Raw genomic sequence first — 16,962 nt, forward strand, 5'->3', positions numbered from 1 at the left:
GTGTATCGACGCATCTACCGGGGTCTAGCTTCCGGCCTAGAGACCCCGATACGGTGCGAGACGTGGATCCGATCCGGAACCCGTACGCCCCCGGCGCCGGTCAGCGCCCGCCCGAGCTCGCCGGCCGGGACCGCGAGGTGGAGGCGTTCGAGGTGGTCCTGGAACGGATCGCGCGCGGCCGCCCCGAACGCAGCCTGGTCCTCACCGGTCTGCGCGGCGTCGGCAAGACCGTACTGCTCAACAGCCTGCGCTCACAGGCGATCGGCCGGCTCTGGGGCACCGGCAAGATCGAAGCGCGACCGGACACCTCGCTGCGCCGCCCGGTCTCCGCCGCACTGCACATGGCCGTCCGCGAGCTGGCCGGCCGGCACCGAGCACCGGACCGGATCGACGACTTTCTCGGCGTACTGAAGGCGTTCGCGCTGCGCTCCAACGACGACGGCGCCAAACTCCGCGAACGCTGGCAGCCCGGCATCGACGTACCCGCCACCCGCGGCCGCGCCGACTCCGGCGACATCGAGATCGACCTGGTCGAGCTGTTCACCGACGCGGCCGCGATCGCCACCGACGTGGGCACCGGCATCGCGATCTTCATCGACGAGATGCAGGACCTCGGCACGCCGGACGTCTCCGCGCTCTGCGCCGCCTGCCACGAACTCTCCCAGCTCGGCGGGCCGCTGATCGTGGTGGGCGCCGGCCTGCCGCACCTTCCCACGGTCCTCTCCGCCGCCAAGTCGTACTCCGAACGCCTGTTCCGCTACCAGCGCATCGACCGGCTCGACCGCAGCGCGGCCGACCGGGCACTCAACGCACCCGCGCTGCGGGAGAACGTCGACTACGACCAAAAGGCGCTCGATCTGCTGTACGAGAAGTCCGGCGGCTATCCGTACTTCGTCCAGGCCTACGGCAAGGCCACCTGGGACCACGCGCCACGCTCGCCGATCACGGCGGAGGACGTCCGGGTCGCCGCCCCGGAGGCGGAGGCAGAGCTGGCCGTCGGCTTCTTCGGCTCCCGCTTCGAACGCGCCACCCCGGCCGAACGCGACTACATGCGCGCCATGGCCGCTCTGTCCACCTCCGCCGCTGATGACGACGGTCTCGACGGTGCCGTACCGACCGCGGACGTCGCCCGGTCCCTCGGCCGCCGCCCGGCCAGCCTGTCCCCGGCCCGGGACGCGCTGATCAAGAAGGGCCTGATCTACTCCGGGGAGCGGGGGACGGTGGCGTTCACGGTGCCGCACTTCGGGCGATATTTGCGGACTCAACCCTTTTAGAAGCCTATTTTCCCGCTTCCGGCGTGGTCGCCTACCCAGTGCTCCCGCGGGCACCGGTCGGCCGTGGCCGGCCTCCCTGCCGGTCCCGCCGTGGCGCAACCCACGGCCACCGGCCGAAACCCGCTAGCCGACCATCTCGCGCCCGGAATCCGGAGCCGCTCGGTTGCCGCGTCAGGCGCAGTTGACCCATTCGTCGGTGCCGTCCGTGAAGACCTGGCGCTTCCAGACCGGGATGCGGGCCTTGACCTCGTCGACGAGGCGGGCGCACGCGGTGAAGGCGGCGGCGCGGTGGGCGGTGCTGACGGCGGCGACCAGAGCGGCATCGCCGATCTTGAGGGGGCCGTAACGGTGCGAGACGGCGACGGCGTAGACGTCCGGGTCGGCGAGGATCTCGGCGGCGACCTCGCGCAGGACCGACTCGGCGCTGGGGTGGGCCTCGTACTCCAGCAGTTCGACGGAACGGCCGTGGTCGTGGTCGCGGACGACGCCGGCGAACGAGACGACGGCGCCGGCGCGCGCGTCCGACACCGCGGCCTCGTGAGCGGCGACGTCCAAGGGCTGGTCGGTGACGGTGATCATCGGCGTTCGCCGTTCAGGAGGGGGAGCGGGACGAGGTCGACCTGGCTGCCGGGCTCGCCGGACGTGCCGGGCGGGATGACGGCGAAGCCGGACGCACCGGCCAGGCCGCGCAGCATGGAGGAGCCGACATGGGCCATCGGCCGGGCGACGTTCTCCCGGTCGACGTGGACGAGCGCGAGGTGGGTGTCGGTCCCGCGGCCGCGGACCGGGGCGCCGAGCGTAACCCGGGGGAGTCGCGGCGCCTCGCGGCCGGCCAGACCGGCCAGCAGCGGGGCGACCAGGGACATCAGGGCCACGATGGCGGACTGCGGGTTGCCCGGCAGGCCGGCCAGGAAACGGTCACGGCCGTCCGGGCCCGGGACGCGGGCGACCAGCATCGGAAAGCCGGGACGGACCGCGACCGTGTTGATCAGGTAGTCGCCGCCGAGCTCCCGCAGCGCGGGATGGAGGTGGTCCACCGGGCCTCGCATGGTGCCGCCGGTGGTGCAGATCAGGTCGGCCGAGTCGAGGGCGGCGCGGATCGCGTCGACGTGCGCCTCCAGCGTGTCCTTGACCGGGCCGAGCACCGCGCCGGTGTCCACGGTCGCGCCCAGCCGGCGCAGCCAGGACGGGAGTGCGGGCCCGAGGGCGTCGCGGACCAGGCCGTTGCCGGGCAGGCCGCCGGTCAGCAGCTCGTCGCCGAAGACCAGCACCGCGGCGCGCGGCCGGCGCAGGACCGGCAGCGAGTCGTAGCCGCAGTGGGCGGCGAGGCCGATCACACCCGGGTCGACCGCGGTGCCGGCCGGGAGGAGTTCCTCACCGCGGGCGGCCTCGTCGCCGGGGACGCGCCACTCCGGCTCGGCGCGCGGCGTGCCCTCGATCCGGCCGTCCGCGGTGGTGGCCGACTCCTCGGTCCGCAGGATCGCCCGGGTACCGCCCGGCACCATCGCGCCGGTGGCGACCTCCATCGCCACGCCGTCCTCGTCCGGCAGCGGCGGTGCGACCGAACCCGCGAGGACGCGGCCGAGGACCCGCCACGGCGGGGCACCGCGCACCGCGTACCCGTCGATGCTGGACGTCGGGAACGGCGGCAGATCGGTGAGGGTGACCAGCGGCTCGGCCAGCGTCCGGCCGTCTGCCTCGCCCAGCGCGACCCGCTCGGCGTCGGGCCGCGCGGCCCGGCCCGCCTCGAAAGCGACCCGTTGCGCGTCGGCCCACGCGATCGGCGTCGCGGATGCGGTCTCGGAACTCACGGCTCCGAGCCTAGCCGCTACCCCAGCGATCGCCCGCCACACCGCATCCCGGCCGCCTCGCCCTGCCGAACCCAGGCAACCGCAACCCGCACGTGCCGTCGCCGGCCATGGACTCACGGCCACGGTCGCGTACCGGCCGGGCGCTGCCGAGGCGGCTTGCGGCCGCGCATCCCGCAGCGGGCTTGCGGCCACGGATCCCGCGGGGAGGAGCGCCAGCGACGACCGGTGCCCGCGGGAGCATGCGGAACCGGCGCCGCCGGAAGCGGGAAGAAGGCTTTCTCGGTTTGGTCAGTGGTCGCCGCCGTGGAGTTGGTCGATGGCGTGCGGGAGCAGGGGGCCGAGGACGGCGAGGCCGTCGCGGGCGCCGCCGGTGGAGCCGGGCAGGTTGACGATGAGGGTGTGGCCGGCGACGCCGGCGACGGCGCGGGAAAGGGCGGCGGCGGGGACCTTGTCGCGGCTGTGGGCGCGGATGGCCTCGGCGATGCCGGGGATCTCGTAGTCCAGGACGGCGCGGGTGACGTCGGGGGTGCGGTCGGTGGGTGTGATGCCGGTGCCGCCGCTGGTCAGCACGAGTGAGACGCGGTCGGTGACGGCGGCACGCAGGGCGTCGGCGACCGGTGGGCCGTCGGGGACGACGATCGGGTCGGCGACGTCGCAGCCGAGGTCTCGCAGGCCGGCGACGAGGATCGGGCCGCTGGTGTCGGCGTAGACGCCGGCGGCGGCGCGGTTGGAGGCGACGATGACGCGGGCGGTGATCACGGGCGGTCCTCCGGGCGGCTCCAGTCACCGGTCTTGCCGCCGGTCTTGGTGAGTACGCGGACGTCGGAGATGACCGCGGCCGGGTCGACGGCCTTGACCATGTCGACCAGCGTGAGTCCGGCGACGGTGACCGCGGTGAGCGCCTCCATCTCGACGCCGGTGCGGTCGTTCGTGCGGACCGTGGCGGTGATCTCCACGGTGGACTCGCCGGGCGTCAGGTCGAGCACGACGCCGGTGAGTGCGATCGGGTGGCAGAGCGGCACCAGGTCGGGGGTGCGCTTGGCGCCCATGATGCCGGCGATGCGCGCGGTCGCGAGCGCATCGCCCTTCGGCAGGCCGTCGCGGCGGAGCAGCGTGACCACCTCGGCGGTGGTGCGGAGCACTCCGGCGGCCACGGCGGTACGAGTGGTTACCGACTTCGCGGACACGTCGACCATCCGGGCGGCGCCGCTGGAATCGACATGCGTCAGGTTTCGGGGATCGCTCACTCGGGCAGTTTATGAGCACGGCTGGTAGCGCCGCCCACGCGTGCGCCATGACCGCCTTTCCACGCGCCCGGACGCGTTCACACGGCTCGAATTTGCGACACTGTCACTCGTTCGTGATCTGCCGTCAATTGTCGTGGACACCTACCCTGATCAGGGAAATTGCGGCCTGCATGGCTCCCGGCGAGACGAGCGCGAAATGAATGCATTCTGTTGTCAAACGGTTTCTCTAAGTAATCAATAGCGTCTGCTTTAGCATTTACCGAAACGAGCGACATTTCAATCTTTCGCAGTTTTCGCGTCGAATCTAGAGTCGTTCTCAGTCAAGCACTCGAGAGTGACTTGACGAAGGCGCCGAAAGACTTTTGGAAATAGGAATTGCACCGTCGAGACGAAGGGATGACCACAATGCGCGGCACCGAGTGGCTCTGATCCCCAATCCGATCCAGAACTAGGCCGGCGGACACGTTCCCAGTAGGCTGACCACTACGGTCCCCTGGAGCGAGGCGTCAGATGATCGAGGCGACTACCAGCCATCGGGCTGACCAGCTGCTACGGCAGCTGGTCAGCCTTTTCACGCTGGCGGCCGTTCCGATATTGATCTGGGCGGGCTGGGCCGCGGCCCGCAATTCCGATCTTCCGGAATGGTGGCTGCCGATCGTGGCCACCGCGATGATCGCCTTTACGGTCGATGTCGGCACCTCGATGATCCGCATCCGGAGCGCGATCGTCTCGTACAACTGGTCCGAGACCGGCATTCTTTTGACCATCGCGTTTCTGCCGCCGCATTGGGCACTGCTGTGCCTGGCGGCGGGCACCGCGCTGCCGAAGGTCCGGCGGCGGATCCGGCTCGACAAGATCGCATTCAACACCGCCAAGGCCGTGCTCACCGCCGGCCTCGCGCTGGCCGTCACCACGCTGATCTTCGGGCCGCTGCACGGCGATCACCTGCCGATTCCGCAGCAGCTGGCCGCGCTGGTCGTCGCGGGCGCGGTGCTGATCGTGACGGACGACCTGCTCGCCATGCCGGTGCTCGCGCTGGCCACCGGCGGCACGCTGCGCCAGCTGGTGCTCGGCGACTGGCCGATCCGCCTGCTCACGCTGATCGTCAAGATCGCGGCGGCGCTCGCGGCCGCGGCCACCTGGCGCGTCGACCCACCGTGGACGCTCATCGTCGCGGCCGTCGCGGTCGTCGTCCAGCTGCTCTACCAGAACCGCATGCGCACCCGCGAGGAACGGAAGGCCTGGCAGCGGCTAGCCACCGTCACCGAGGCGCTCAACGACACCGACCTGACCCGGGTGCTGCACACCGCGGTCGTCCGGGCCGAGCCGCTCTTCTCCGCGAACGAGATCGAGGTCGCGCTCGGTGGCCGGCTCGTACGCGGCCGCGGCGAGAGCGTGGTCTTCGACGGCGCGCCGGACGACGCGCCCCGGCCGGAGCGGCAGGTGTTCGCGATGCCGCTGCTCGGCTCCGGCGCCGGCGGCGAGATCGGCGTGCTCCGGCTGCGGTTTCACTCCGAGGTACGGCTGTCCGAGCGCGAGCAGTACACGTTGCGCACGTTCGCGTCCGCGCTCGCCACCGCGATCCGCAACGCCACGGCGTACCAGGAACTGATGAGCGTCGCGGCCTCGCACGCCCAGGAGGCCACCCACGACCAGCTCACCGGCCTGCTCAACCGGCGCGCGCTGCTCGACCGCGGCGCCCGCCACCTGCAGGAGCCGCACCAGGACGGCCTCACCGCCATGCTGCTGGTCGACCTCAACCACTTCAAGGAGGTCAACGACACGCTCGGGCACACCGCGGGCGACGCGGTGCTGACCGAGGTCGCGCGACGACTGGAGGCGGCGGCGCACCCGGGCGACATCGTGGCCCGGCTCGGCGGCGACGAGTTCGCGGTGCTGCTCCGCGGCCTGTCCGCGCCCGCGGTCGCGATGCACCGGGCCGAGGTCCTGCTGGACACGCTGCACCACCCGTTCATGGCCGAGGGCATGCAGCTGCGCGTCGAGGCCAGCGGCGGCATCGCGGTCGCGCCCGGCCGGGGTGGCATGACCGAATTGCTGCGCCGCGCGGACGTCGCCATGTACCAGGCGAAACGCGGTGGCGAGCGGATCGCGACGTACAGCCGCGTGAAGGACACCGCGGACATCGCACGGCTGGCGCTCGGCGGCGACCTGACCCGAGCGGTCGAGGAGGAGGAGTTCGCGGTCAACTTTCAGCCGATCCTCGATCTCGGCACCGGCGAGGTCGTCGCGGCGGAGGCGCTGTCCCGCTGGCATCACCCGGTCCGCGGCCACCTCGACCCGCTGCGGTTCCTGGAGACCGTGGAACGGTCCGGGCTGCTGCCCGCGTTCACCGACACGGTGCTGGAGAAGTCGCTCGGCGCGGTCACCGCGCTGCGCGACGCCGGGTACGACCTGCCGGTGGCGGTCAACGTGTCGCCGCGCAGCCTGCTCGACCCGGGCTTCCCGGCGCTGGTCGCGGCGCGGCTGGCCACCCACGACGTGCCCGCGGACCGGCTGGTGCTGGAGCTGACCGAGACGCTGGCGCTCAGCCAGCTCGCCGTGGTCGACCGGGTCCTGCACGAGCTGCGCGACACCGGCGTACGGCTCGCGCTCGACGACTTCGGCACCGGGTACAGCTCGCTCGCCGCCGTGCCGCGGATACCGGTCCAAGAAATCAAGATCGATCGGCGGTTCGTGGCCGCCATGGACGGCTCGCCCGAGGCCGCCGCGGTCGTGCGCGCCACCGTCGAGCTCGGGCGCAGCCTAGACCTGCTGGTGGTGGCCGAGGGCGTGGAGAGCCCGGCCCAGCGCAAGGCGCTCTGGGAGCTCGGCTGCGGCGCCGGCCAGGGCCACCTGTTCGCCCGCTCGATGCCGGTCGGCACGCTGCTCGGCGCCCTCCGCCAGGGGTCCGCCAACCGGCCCGGCCACCTGGCGCCGTCGCTGCACGACACGGGCGCGGTCGTTCGGCTCGCCACCGGCCGCCGGGTCCGCAGCCGTCTGCCACACTTGCCCGCGTGATCACAACCGGGTGGCCGGTCATCGGTGCGGTGGCCGCGGGCGGCGCGCTCGGCGCCGCCGCCCGGTACGCCGCGACGGCCGCCGCGCCCGGGCCGTGGACCACCGTGGCGATCAACGTGGCCGGGTGCCTCGCGATGGGCGCGTTCCTGGCCCGGATCGAGGACCGGCCGGGTACGCATCCGCTGCTGCGGCCGTTCGTGGCGACCGGTGTGCTCGGCGGGTTCACGACGTTCTCCGCGTTCGCGGTGCAGACGCTGGGGCTGGGCGACCGGCCGCTGCTCGCCGCGGGCTATCTGGCCGCCACGGTGGCCGGTTCGCTCGGCGCGGTCCGGCTCGGCCATCGGCTGGGGCGCGGTGTCAAGGAGAATCCGGCATGATCACATTTGGGCTGGTGCTGCTCGGCGGCGCGGCCGGCGCGGTGGCGCGGTCGCTGCTCGACTCGGCCGCGGCGGCGCGGTTCGGGCGGCGCCTGCCGTGGGGCATCCTGGCCGCGAACGTGCTCGGCTCGCTGCTGCTCGGTCTGCTGCACGGCACCGCGCCGGCCTGGGTGATCGCGCTGGCCGGGACCGGTTTCTGCGGCGCGCTGACCACCTGGTCCACGCTCGCGGCGGACACCGTCCGGCTGCCGCGCGCGCTCGGCGTACAGAATCTGGCGTTGAATCTGGTTCTGGGTCTTTCGGCCGCCGGGCTGGGCTGGTGGCTCGCGCCGTAGGCGCACGATGCGTGACCGGCCGGGGTACCGTCGACGCATGCAGATGACCTGTCCAAAGTGCCACGGCCAGATGCGGCAGTACGAACGCAGCGGCGTCACCATCGACCAGTGCGGCGAGTGCCGGGGGATCTTCCTGGACCGCGGCGAGCTGGAGAAACTCTTCGAAGCCGAGCAGAACTGGAACCGGAGCAACCCGCAGGGCGCCCGCCCTGCGGCTGTCCCGCCGCCTCCGCCGCCCGCCGGTTACCCGCCGGCCGCGCCGGGTCACGGTGGTGGGTACGCGCCTCCGCCTCCGCCCCCGCCGGTCCAGCACGGCTACCCGGCCGCGACCCCGGCGTACGGGCACGGGGCACCCGCCTACGGCCACGGCGGCGGGTACCACGGGCACTACCGGCACCACGGGCACTACCGGAACAAGCGACACCGCGGTTTCCTGGGCGAGCTCTTCGACTAGGACCTCGGTGAGGTAGGGCCGTCTCGCCGGGGTGGCGGCGGCCCTACATCGCCATGTCCACGAACCGCGACAGGTGCAGCTGCGCCGCGACCGTGACCGTGTCCGTCGGGCCGTTACGGTGCTTGGCCACGATGAAGTCGGCCTCGCCCGCGCGCGGCGACTCCTTGTCGTAGTAGTCGTCCCGGTGCAGCAGGATCACGACGTCGGCGTCCTGCTCGATCGATCCACTCTCACGGAGGTCGGACAGCTGCGGCCGCTTGTCGGTGCGCTGCTCGGGACCACGGTTCAGCTGGGACACCGCGATGACCGGCGCCTCGACCTCCTTGGCCAGCAGCTTCAGGCCACGGGACAGCTCCGCGACCTCCTGCTGACGGCTCTCGGTGCGGCCCGGCGACGACATCAGCTGCAGATAGTCGACCACGATCAGCTTGAGGTCGTGCCGCTGCTTGAGCCGCCGCGCCTTGGCCCGGATCTCCATCAGGTTCATGCTCGGCGTGTCGTCCACGAACAGCGGTGCTTCGCTGATCTCGCCCATGCAGCGCGCCAGCTTCGTCCAGTCGTCGTCGGAGAGCTGCCCGGAGCGCAGCACGTGCAGCGGCACCCGCGCCTCCGCCGACAGCAGACGCATCACGATCTCGATCTTGCTCATTTCCAGCGAGAAGATAGCGCTGGCCTGGTTCGCCCGGATCGCCGCGTTTCTGGCGAAGTCCATGCTGGCCGTCGACTTCCCCAGGCCGGGCCGGCCAGCAACAATGATCAACTGCCCGGCGTGCAGGCCGTTCAGCAGCCGGTCGAGGTCGGCGAAGCCGGTGGGTACGCCGGTCATCATGCCGGCCTGCGCGCCGATCGCCTCGATCTCGTCCAGCGTGGGCTGAAGCATCTCGCCGAGGCTGGCGAAGTCCTCGTTGACGCGCTTCTCGGTGATCTCGTAGACGGCCTGCTGGGCCAGGTCGACGATGTCGTCGACGTCGCGGCCACTGCCGGCCGCGGCGCCGTAGCCGAGCTGGACGATGCGGGTGCCGGCCTCGACCAGGCGGCGCAGGACCGCACGCTCGGCCACGATGCGGGCGTAGTACGACGAGTTCGCGGCGGTCGGGACGCTGGCGATCAGCGTGTGCAGGTAGGGGGCGCCGCCGATGCGGGCCAGATCGCCGGCGTCGTTGAGCAGTGCGGCGACCGTGATGGCGTCGGCAGGCTCGCCGCGGCCGTACAGGTCAGTGATGGCGTCGAAGATCGTCGCGTGGATCGGCCGGTAGAAGTCGCCGTGCTTGAGGATCTCCACGACGTCGGCGACCGCGTCCTTGGACAGCAGCATGCCGCCGAGCACGCACTGCTCCGCGGCCATGTCCTGCGGCGGGGTGCGGTCCAGGCCGCCGCCACCGCCCTCGCCGTCGCGTGGCGGGCCGTCGAACTTCCGGTCCTTCTGGCGGCGCGGGCGGTCGTCCCCGGAGTCGTCGGGGGAGAACGAGCCGGGCCGCACGTCGTCGGTAATCGACATCGCGCCCCCTCAGTCGAACATACGTACTATCCCGCATCGAACAGGGCGCCGACAACCGGAACGCCGGTAACCGGAGCGGCCGACAGGCACATCGGCAGACACACCCACGGGTAGAGCGATCACACTACGAACACCCAGGGCTCAGCCCCAAACGGGTCGGTGGACGAGCCTGGGTATTACCTGTGGACATCAGGCCGCACGCTGTGCGCATCCCTGTGGATAACCTGTGCACAACTAAGTGGATCACGTCACACAAACGCCTCTGAGCAGGCGAAACTTTGTCCCCAGCATGTGGAGGAAAGAAAGGTTGTCCGGTTCTGGAGGCGGATTCGGGCGAAGGTAGGCTCATCGCCGCAAGTTGATGCCCCCGGAACACGTATTGCGATCTGGTCTCGGAACGGTCACGCTCCATTGGTGGACTACGACGATCGGGATCTCAGCGGGCGGGCGCCGCGACAGCGCCGCCGTGCTGAGTCCTGGTCGGAAGACGGCGATTACGGCGACGAGCTGCCCCGGCCGCGGGCGGCGGAACAGTCACAGGTCGAGCGATACACGAGCTACCCCGACCCGGCCACCACCGACTTCTACCGGCGCACCGGTGACACCGGCGTCGGCGACATCCCGCCGGTCCGCTCCAGCCGCGCGCGCAACCGCTGGCAGGCCAGCCGGGAGACGGAGGGCTGGCGCCAGGATCCGGACGGCGGCGCCACCTACGGCCGGACCAGCGAGAGCGTCAGCTACGAGGACACGGCCCCGGATCGGCCGAGCTGGGCCGACCGGCGGCACGACACCGGCAGCTGGCGCAACGTCAGCGACACGGCCAGCTGGCGGCGTGGTTCGCGGTCCGAGCCGGACGAGGACACCGGCTACCGCGCCTACCAGCCCGGCGGGCGGTACGGCTCCCGTACCGGCCCGGAGCCCACCACCCGGCGCCGGCCACCGGACGAGGGCGGCGGCTCATGGGGCCGCGACGCGGAGGAGGACACCTGGAACCGGCGCTCGGGCGCCGGTTCGTGGCGTCGGGTGACGGAAACGCGCACCTGGGTCTCGGAGACCGGCAGCTGGAGCACGGCCGACGAGGTCTCCGACGTGCCCGCGCCGCGGCCCGCACCGAGCGACGACACGGGCACCTGGGGCGGCCGGGCCGTCCGCGAGGACACCGGCTCGTGGGACGCGCCGCGACCGACCCGATCCGAACGACGCCGCGCCGAACGCGCGGCCACGGAGCAGGGGTCGCTCGACGCCACGGAGCAGCCGTCGCGCGGCACCACGGAGCAGCCGTCGCGCGGCACCACGGAGCGGCCGTCGCGCGGCACCACGGAGCGGCCGTCGCGCGGCACCACGGAGCAGCCGTCGCGCGCCGCGGAGCGGCCGCGGCACTCGCAGCAGAGCGACTGGCCCGACTGGGGCGACCCGACGATGGGACCGGCCCGCACCCGTGGGATGCGCGCGGACACCGGCGGGCGCGCGGACACTGGCCCACCGGTGCCGCGGTCGGGCAACGCGCCACAGCTACCGCCGGAAGCGATCCAGGAGCGGCCGGACCGGGCGCAGTGGCTGGCGGGCGCCCCCGGCACCGCGGACACGGGCACCTGGCGCCGGCGCCCGGAGGACGCGAATGATGCCGACTGGCGGGGCCCACAGGCGGTCACGGACACCGGCACGTGGCGGCGCGGCGCCCAGATGGACGGCCCGCGCACCCGCCGGGACCGGTCCGCGACCGAGGACACCGGCACGCGGGCAGGCGGATACGGCTTCACCCGCGCGGAGCCGGACGCACCACGGCCGCGCTACGCCGGCGAGACCGGCGAGGTCTCCCGCTACCCACGCCGGACCGAAACGGACACCAGCAGCTGGCAGCGCACGCCGGACGGGGTGATGTGGACCGGCGCACCCGCCACCGGCGCCGCACCCGCCGCGGGCGTCTACCGCGCCTCCCGCCCGGTGCGCTCGTGGCAGGACGACACCTCGGCCGCCGACCGCGACTGGGCGGCCGGCCAGGCCAACACCGGCGGCCTGACCCGCCCCTCCTACGCGGACGCGCCCCCGGAGGAACGCACACCGCGCCGCGAGATGTCCGCCGTGATGCGCCGCCGTGCCGCCGTCGAGGAACTGGACGAACTCGAGGACGCCCCGCCAGGCGGCCCACTCGCCGCAATCGGCTTCACGGTCTTCTGGTACTCGGTGCCGGTCCTGCTCTTCACGATCTTCACGCTCACCCAGGGCGCGGCCGAGCGTGCCCGGGCCGGCGCGACACTGCTCGGCGCCGCACCACAGTTCGGCATCTCGCTGGCCGTGAGCATCGTCATCGCGTACCTGTTACGCCTGGTCAGCGGCACCTGGAAGACCGCGAGCGTAGGCTTGGCCGCGGCCGTGATGGGCGGCGGCCTGGCCACCGTGCTGGTCTCCGCGATCAGCGGCCAGCCGATCGGCTGAAGGCCACGATCCAACCCATGATCTTCCCGCTTCCGGCGTGGCGCAGCCCGTCCGCTCCCGCGGGCAAACCTCGCCGGGCGCTCCGACTCCGCTAGCGCTCCGCTCCGCACCCGGCGTCGGAGCCGGTCGGCGGGTGGCCGGGAAAACCCCGCGGCCTCCGCCGCCGCCGCCACACCCCGCGCGTCGCGTTCCGGCGACCACGTCGGCAGCACGGCTTCCGTCGCCGCACGCGTCACGCCCGGCAACGCGGTCTCCACGACGACCCCACCGGCACGCTCTACGACGCCACACCAGCGGCACGTCGACGCGCGGCTCTCGCCGACACTCGCGATGCGGCCCGCAGCGCGGCCTCCGCCACCATTTCCGGCAGGCCCCGGGTGCCTATTGCCCGAAGTTCCTGGATGAGTCGTCGTGTGTTTCTTGGCCGCGTAGAGGATTTCGGTCATGCCGCGGCCCAGCAGCCTGAGTGATCAATCGAGTGGCCGGGCGAAGCTCTACGGAGAAGAGACTTGCCGGTGGAGCTATATCGCTATATTTCGGGCGCGAAACGCCCGATCGCCGCAGCAGAGCCGGGGTCCCGCAGCACAGCCAGGATCCCGCAACAGTGCTGGGTGCGGCGAGCGCGAGTCCGGAAATGGGCGGCAGAGCCGAAGCGGGAGGAAAGGTTCTGGGAAACAAAAACCCCGGGACGGCGAGCGTCCCGGGGCTCCTGCGGTAGAGCGGGCCTTACTTGGCCGGCGTCACGTTCAGCGTGAACTTGGCCGTGACCTCGGGGTGCAACTTGACCCCCACCGAGTAGGCGCCGACCGACTTGATGTGGGCCGGGAGGTCGAGGCGGCGGCGGTCGATCGACGGGCCGCCGGCGGCCTTGATCGCGCTGACGACGTCGGCCGGGGTGACCGAGCCGAAGAGGCGGCCGCCGGCGCCGGAACGGGCGCCGAGGCTGACGGTCTTCAGACCCTCGATGGCGGTCTTGACCTCGTTGGCGTGCTCGAGACCACGGATCTCGCGCGCCTGGCGGGCCCGGCGGATGACCGTGACCTGCTTCTCGGCGCCCTTGGTCCAGCTGATCGCGAAGCCCTGCGGCAGGAGGTAGTTACGGCCGTAGCCGTCCTTGACCTCCACGATGTCGCCGGGAGCGCCGAGGCCGGACACCTCCTGGGTAAGGATGATCTTCATGTCCGTCCCCCCTCTCAGCGGGCCGTCGTCGTGTACGGCAGGAGCGCCATCTCGCGGGCGTTCTTGACCGCCTTGGCGATCTGACGCTGCTGCTGCGAGGTCACGCCGGTGACGCGGCGGGCACGAATCTTGCCGCGGTCGGAGATGAACTTGCGCAGCAGCGCGGTGTCCTTGTAGTCGATGTAGGTGATCCCCTCCTTGTCGAGCGGGTTCACCTTCTTCTTCGGCTTGCGCAGTGCCGCAGCCTTAGCCATTGCTTGCTCCGTAACCTGTTAGAACGGGGGCTCGTCGTCGTAGTTGCCGCCGCCACCCGAACCGGAAGAGGCCGGACTCGCGGTCGCCCACGGGTCGGAGTAGTCGCCGCCACCGCCGCCGGAGTTGCTGTTTCCTCCGCCGAAGTTGCCGCCGCCACCGGAGTTTCCTCCGCCGAAGCCGCCACCGCCCCCGCCGCCGCCGTTGGAGGAGCCGAAGCCCCCACCACCGCCGCCGCCGGAACGGGACATCTTCTGGACCTTCGCGGTCGCGTAGCGGAGCGAGGGGCCGACCTCGTCGACCTCCATCTCGATGACGGTGCGCTTCTCTCCCTCACGCGTCTCGTACGACCGCTGGCGCAGGCGCCCCTGGACGATCACGCGAGAACCGCGCGTCAGCGACTCGGCGACGTTCTCCGCCGCCTGACGCCAGACGCTGCACTGGAGGAAGAGTGGCTCGCCGTCCTTCCACTCCCCGGACTGCCGATCGAGAGTCCGAGGGGTCGACGCGACCGTGAACCTGGCGACTGCCGCACCCGAGGCGGTGAAGCGCAACTCTGGGTCATTGGTCAGATTGCCAACGACGGTGATGACTGTCTCTCCTGCCATGACCTTCTCCTACCACCGGGGTGATTTGGTGAGTCAGATTGCCACACGGGTGTGACAAAACCCCGGCGACGTTCGGTTCGGGTGGAGCCGGAAGATCAGCGAACTTCCGGCCGGATGACCTTGGTGCGCAGCACGGACTCGTTGAGCCGCAGCTGACGGTCCAGCTCGGCCACGGCCTCGGTCGTCGCCTGCAGGTCGATGACGGCGTAGATGCCTTCGGCCTTCTTGTCGATCTCGTACGACAGGCGCCGGCGGCCCCAGACGTCGAGCTTCTCCACCGAGCCGCCCGCGGTCCGGATCACGTTCAGGTACGTGTCGAGCGACGGTGCAACGGTGCGCTCCTCGAGACTGGCATCGAGGATCACCATGATTTCGTAGTGACGCAAGACGTACTCACCTCCTATGGGCTAGCGGTCACGGTCCTTCCGTGACAGGAGGTCTGCGTCGTTGCCGCGGGCGCGATGGGATTACCGGCCGCGGGCAACCTGACAAGGATAGCGGGGCTCTCGCGGTACGGATCCGCGGACCCCGATGGAGATCCACCAAAGCGGGATCAAAAGAACCGCGGGGCGCGAGTCCGCTTTCCTGGGGTGGGACCTGGGGAGGAACGACCACACCGACGAGGTTGGACCGGCGCCCCGCGGGGCCTCGGACGCGGGCCCGCCGTCACGCTGCTCGGGCGGCCCGCTGAGCGATAATAGCCCGAATTGCCCCAGCTGACACGCCAATAACGCAAATTGTCGCGATTAATGCCAACAGGCCGACCGGGCCGGACTCCTCGACCGGCACCACCGCGGCGACCGGCTCCGCGGCCACGCCCGCCACGGCGACGTCCGGCCCACCGCCGCCGAGCGGCGCGGCGAGCGGGTCCGGGAGCGGGGACTGCGTGGTCGGGACGGCCGACGGCGTGATGCCGGGCACTCGGGCGCTCTCGGCCGTACCGGTGGGCCGGTCCGGCGGCGTCGACGACGTCGCGGCGGCCGGCGCGGGCCGTGTATCGCCCGGCGTGGGCCGGTCCGGGGCGGCGTCCGGCGAGCGGGGTTCCGGGGCGGCCGGTGGCGCCTCGGCCACGGCCGGGGCCGGCTCGGCCGGGGACCTCGGTGCCGCGGGAGGCGGCGCAACCCGGGCCGGTGGCCGCACCGTGACGCGCACGGACGTGGACTCCTCGGTGAGCACGCAGTTCGGCTTCAGCGCGACCGTGACCGGGCCGCGGTGGAAGAGGACCTTGGCCGCGTCCCCCTTGCCGACCTCGCCCTGCGTGACGCCGTCCAGGATCAGCTTGGCCTTGTAGCCGGTCCGGTTGACCACCCGCAGCGTGGACTCGGCGGGCAGCGAGATCGCGCCCACGTTCGGCTTCGCGCCGCAGGCCAGGCCGATCAGCCCGCCGCCGCTGAAGACGATCTCCTCGCCGCTCTCCTCGTTGGCCGCCGCGGCGCCGGTGAGCAGCGGCAACGCCGCCACCAACGCGGCCAGCGACCTGCGCGTGATCCGGCTCCGCATCGGCAGACTCCCCGGGCTGGTGTGACGACGGACGACAAACCGGTGTAAAACACCCTCGGTCGATTTCATTCGCCCAACGAGACGCGGCGGCGCTCGGTGACGCGGCTGTGTGACCGTTTGGACAGCCGGGGGCGATTTTCGTCGGGGGAGAGACGTAGGCTGCCCGTCATGCGAATCGGAGCCCACGTCGATCCGGCCGACCCGCTGGCCGCTGCCGCCGCCCGCGGTGCCGATGCCGTGCAGTTCTTCCTCACCGACCCGCAGAAGTTCGACACGCCGGCGCCTCGCGCCGACGCGGACGCGCTGCGCGCCTCGGACGTGCAGCTCTTCGTGCACGCGCCGTACCGGATCAACGTGGCCACCACGAACAACCGGGTGCGCATCCCGAGCCGCAAGCTGCTGCTCGCGCACGCCCGCGCGGCCGCGGAGATCGGCGCAGCCGGGTTGATCGTGCACGGCGGTCACGTCGGCGACGGTGACGACATCGCGACCGGTTTCGACAACTGGCGCAAGACCTTCAGCTACGCGGCGAAGGAGGGTGGCTTCCCACTGCCCGTCCTGATCGAGAACACGGCCGGCGGGGAGAACGCGTGCGCCCGCACGTTCGACGCGATCGCCCGGCTGTGGGACGCGGTCGGGCCGCTCGGCGCCGGCTTCTGCCTGGACACGTGCCACGCGCACGCCGGCGGCGAGGCGCTGATCGACGCGGTCGACCGGGTCAAGGCGATCACCGGGCGGATCGACCTGGTCCACTGCAACGACTCGCGGGACGAGTTCGACTCGCGGCGCGACCGGCACGACAACATCGGGCACGGCATGATCGATCCGGAGCTGCTGGTCGGCGTGATCCGGGCGGCGGACGCACCGGTGATCGTGGAGACTCCGGGCGGCGCCGAGGGGCAGAGCGCCGACATCACGTTCCTGCGCAACCGTATCGGCGTCTAGACCGTCTTCACCGGCGTGCATACGAGAC

The 16,962-nt window shown here is 71.8% G+C and carries 17 protein-coding genes; 7 read left to right on the top strand and 10 right to left on the bottom strand.

Translation table 11 applies throughout. From position 1 onward, the window contains the following. Nucleotides 1–62: 62 nt before the first annotated feature. Complete coding sequence (locus tag J2S42_RS21870; protein WP_307241933.1) at nucleotides 63–1,274, top strand: ATP-binding protein; 1,212 nt, start codon at nucleotides 63–65, stop codon at nucleotides 1,272–1,274. A 171-nt stretch (nucleotides 1,275–1,445) separates the two neighbouring features. On the opposite strand, the gene J2S42_RS21875 is transcribed toward J2S42_RS21870, so the two are convergent. The 4 genes from J2S42_RS21875 to moaC form a co-directional block, all read right to left on the bottom strand. After that, on the bottom strand, nucleotides 1,446–1,853 hold the full coding sequence (locus J2S42_RS21875; protein WP_307241935.1) for a molybdenum cofactor biosynthesis protein MoaE: 408 nt from the start codon (nucleotides 1,851–1,853) through the stop codon (nucleotides 1,446–1,448). Further along, nucleotides 1,850–3,085 carry a molybdopterin molybdotransferase MoeA gene (locus J2S42_RS21880; RefSeq protein WP_307241938.1) on the bottom strand — a complete coding sequence of 412 codons (1,236 nt, stop codon included), beginning with the start codon at nucleotides 3,083–3,085 and terminating at the stop codon, nucleotides 1,850–1,852. Before J2S42_RS21880 ends, J2S42_RS21875 begins: the two co-directional genes overlap by 4 nt. Nucleotides 3,086–3,373: 288 nt before the next feature. Continuing rightward, complete coding sequence (locus J2S42_RS21885) at nucleotides 3,374–3,844, bottom strand: MogA/MoaB family molybdenum cofactor biosynthesis protein (protein ID WP_307241939.1); 471 nt, start codon at nucleotides 3,842–3,844, stop codon at nucleotides 3,374–3,376. Beyond that, on the bottom strand, nucleotides 3,841–4,332 hold the full coding sequence (moaC, locus tag J2S42_RS21890) for a cyclic pyranopterin monophosphate synthase MoaC (RefSeq protein WP_307241941.1): 492 nt from the start codon (nucleotides 4,330–4,332) through the stop codon (nucleotides 3,841–3,843). Before moaC ends, J2S42_RS21885 begins: the two co-directional genes overlap by 4 nt. 510 nt (nucleotides 4,333–4,842) lie before the next feature. Here moaC and J2S42_RS21895 point away from each other — a divergent pair. Genes J2S42_RS21895 through J2S42_RS21910 form a run of 4 tightly spaced genes read left to right on the top strand, consistent with a single transcriptional unit; the run spans nucleotide 4,843 to nucleotide 8,516 of the window. Beyond that, nucleotides 4,843–7,350 carry a putative bifunctional diguanylate cyclase/phosphodiesterase gene (locus tag J2S42_RS21895; protein WP_307241943.1) on the top strand — a complete coding sequence of 836 codons (2,508 nt, stop codon included), beginning with the start codon at nucleotides 4,843–4,845 and terminating at the stop codon, nucleotides 7,348–7,350. After that, nucleotides 7,347–7,727, top strand: a complete 381-nt coding sequence (locus J2S42_RS21900) for a fluoride efflux transporter FluC (protein WP_307241944.1) — start codon at nucleotides 7,347–7,349, stop codon at nucleotides 7,725–7,727. Before J2S42_RS21895 ends, J2S42_RS21900 begins: the two co-directional genes overlap by 4 nt. Next, entirely contained in the window at nucleotides 7,724–8,062 is a 339-nt protein-coding gene (locus J2S42_RS21905; RefSeq protein ID WP_370879219.1) for a fluoride efflux transporter FluC, read from the top strand. The genes J2S42_RS21900 and J2S42_RS21905 overlap by 4 nt, the downstream gene beginning before the upstream one ends. A 37-nt stretch (nucleotides 8,063–8,099) precedes the next feature. Beyond that, nucleotides 8,100–8,516 (top strand): TFIIB-type zinc ribbon-containing protein, encoded by a 417-nt coding sequence (locus J2S42_RS21910; protein WP_307241946.1) that lies wholly within the window; start codon nucleotides 8,100–8,102, stop codon nucleotides 8,514–8,516. 43 nt (nucleotides 8,517–8,559) lie between these two features. Here J2S42_RS21910 and dnaB read toward each other — a convergent pair whose 3' ends face one another. Beyond that, nucleotides 8,560–10,014, bottom strand: a complete 1,455-nt coding sequence (gene dnaB / locus J2S42_RS21915; RefSeq protein ID WP_307241948.1) for a replicative DNA helicase — start codon at nucleotides 10,012–10,014, stop codon at nucleotides 8,560–8,562. 414 nt (nucleotides 10,015–10,428) lie between these two features. Between dnaB and J2S42_RS21920 the strand changes: the two genes are divergently transcribed. Continuing rightward, entirely contained in the window at nucleotides 10,429–12,450 is a 2,022-nt protein-coding gene (locus J2S42_RS21920; protein WP_307241950.1) for a hypothetical protein, read from the top strand. A 726-nt stretch (nucleotides 12,451–13,176) separates the two neighbouring features. On the opposite strand, the gene rplI is transcribed toward J2S42_RS21920, so the two are convergent. The 5 genes from rplI to J2S42_RS21945 form a co-directional block, all read right to left on the bottom strand. Beyond that, a complete protein-coding gene (gene rplI, locus J2S42_RS21925) occupies nucleotides 13,177–13,629 on the bottom strand; it encodes a 50S ribosomal protein L9 (RefSeq protein WP_307241952.1) in 453 nt (150 codons plus the stop codon). Between the two features lie 14 nt (nucleotides 13,630–13,643). Further along, nucleotides 13,644–13,883 carry a 30S ribosomal protein S18 gene (gene rpsR, locus J2S42_RS21930; protein ID WP_033345375.1) on the bottom strand — a complete coding sequence of 80 codons (240 nt, stop codon included), beginning with the start codon at nucleotides 13,881–13,883 and terminating at the stop codon, nucleotides 13,644–13,646. An 18-nt stretch (nucleotides 13,884–13,901) separates the two neighbouring features. Beyond that, nucleotides 13,902–14,489: a single-stranded DNA-binding protein gene (locus J2S42_RS21935; RefSeq protein ID WP_307241954.1), complete on the bottom strand. Its 588-nt coding sequence runs from the start codon at nucleotides 14,487–14,489 to the stop codon at nucleotides 13,902–13,904. A 95-nt stretch (nucleotides 14,490–14,584) separates the two neighbouring features. Further along, nucleotides 14,585–14,875, bottom strand: a complete 291-nt coding sequence (gene rpsF / locus J2S42_RS21940) for a 30S ribosomal protein S6 (RefSeq protein WP_307241956.1) — start codon at nucleotides 14,873–14,875, stop codon at nucleotides 14,585–14,587. A gap of 280 nt (nucleotides 14,876–15,155) precedes the next feature. Then, on the bottom strand, nucleotides 15,156–15,989 hold the full coding sequence (locus J2S42_RS21945) for a hypothetical protein (RefSeq protein ID WP_307241958.1): 834 nt from the start codon (nucleotides 15,987–15,989) through the stop codon (nucleotides 15,156–15,158). 168 nt (nucleotides 15,990–16,157) lie between these two features. Here J2S42_RS21945 and J2S42_RS21950 point away from each other — a divergent pair, with 168 nt between their 5' ends. Continuing rightward, the gene (locus J2S42_RS21950) at nucleotides 16,158–16,934 is read left to right on the top strand and encodes a deoxyribonuclease IV (protein ID WP_307241960.1); all 777 of its coding nucleotides are present in this window, start codon (nucleotides 16,158–16,160) and stop codon (nucleotides 16,932–16,934) included. Nucleotides 16,935–16,962 lie beyond the last annotated feature (28 nt).

It is taken from the genome of Catenuloplanes indicus (genome assembly GCF_030813715.1).
Lineage (GTDB): Bacteria > Actinomycetota > Actinomycetes > Mycobacteriales > Micromonosporaceae > Catenuloplanes > Catenuloplanes indicus.

Coding starts and splice junctions, on each gene's coding strand:
- J2S42_RS21875 (WP_307241935.1), bottom strand. CDS start 1,853: ATGATCACCGTCACCGACCAGCCCTTGGACGTCGCCGCTCACGAGGCC.
- J2S42_RS21895 (WP_307241943.1), top strand. CDS start 4,843: ATGATCGAGGCGACTACCAGCCATCGGGCTGACCAGCTGCTACGGCAG.
- J2S42_RS21905 (WP_370879219.1), top strand. CDS start 7,724: ATGATCACATTTGGGCTGGTGCTGCTCGGCGGCGCGGCCGGCGCGGTG.
- J2S42_RS21910 (WP_307241946.1), top strand. CDS start 8,100: ATGCAGATGACCTGTCCAAAGTGCCACGGCCAGATGCGGCAGTACGAA.
- dnaB (WP_307241948.1), bottom strand. CDS start 10,014: ATGTCGATTACCGACGACGTGCGGCCCGGCTCGTTCTCCCCCGACGAC.
- rplI (WP_307241952.1), bottom strand. CDS start 13,629: ATGAAGATCATCCTTACCCAGGAGGTGTCCGGCCTCGGCGCTCCCGGC.
- rpsR (WP_033345375.1), bottom strand. CDS start 13,883: ATGGCTAAGGCTGCGGCACTGCGCAAGCCGAAGAAGAAGGTGAACCCG.
- J2S42_RS21935 (WP_307241954.1), bottom strand. CDS start 14,489: ATGGCAGGAGAGACAGTCATCACCGTCGTTGGCAATCTGACCAATGAC.
- J2S42_RS21945 (WP_307241958.1), bottom strand. CDS start 15,989: ATGCGGAGCCGGATCACGCGCAGGTCGCTGGCCGCGTTGGTGGCGGCG.
- J2S42_RS21950 (WP_307241960.1), top strand. CDS start 16,158: ATGCGAATCGGAGCCCACGTCGATCCGGCCGACCCGCTGGCCGCTGCC.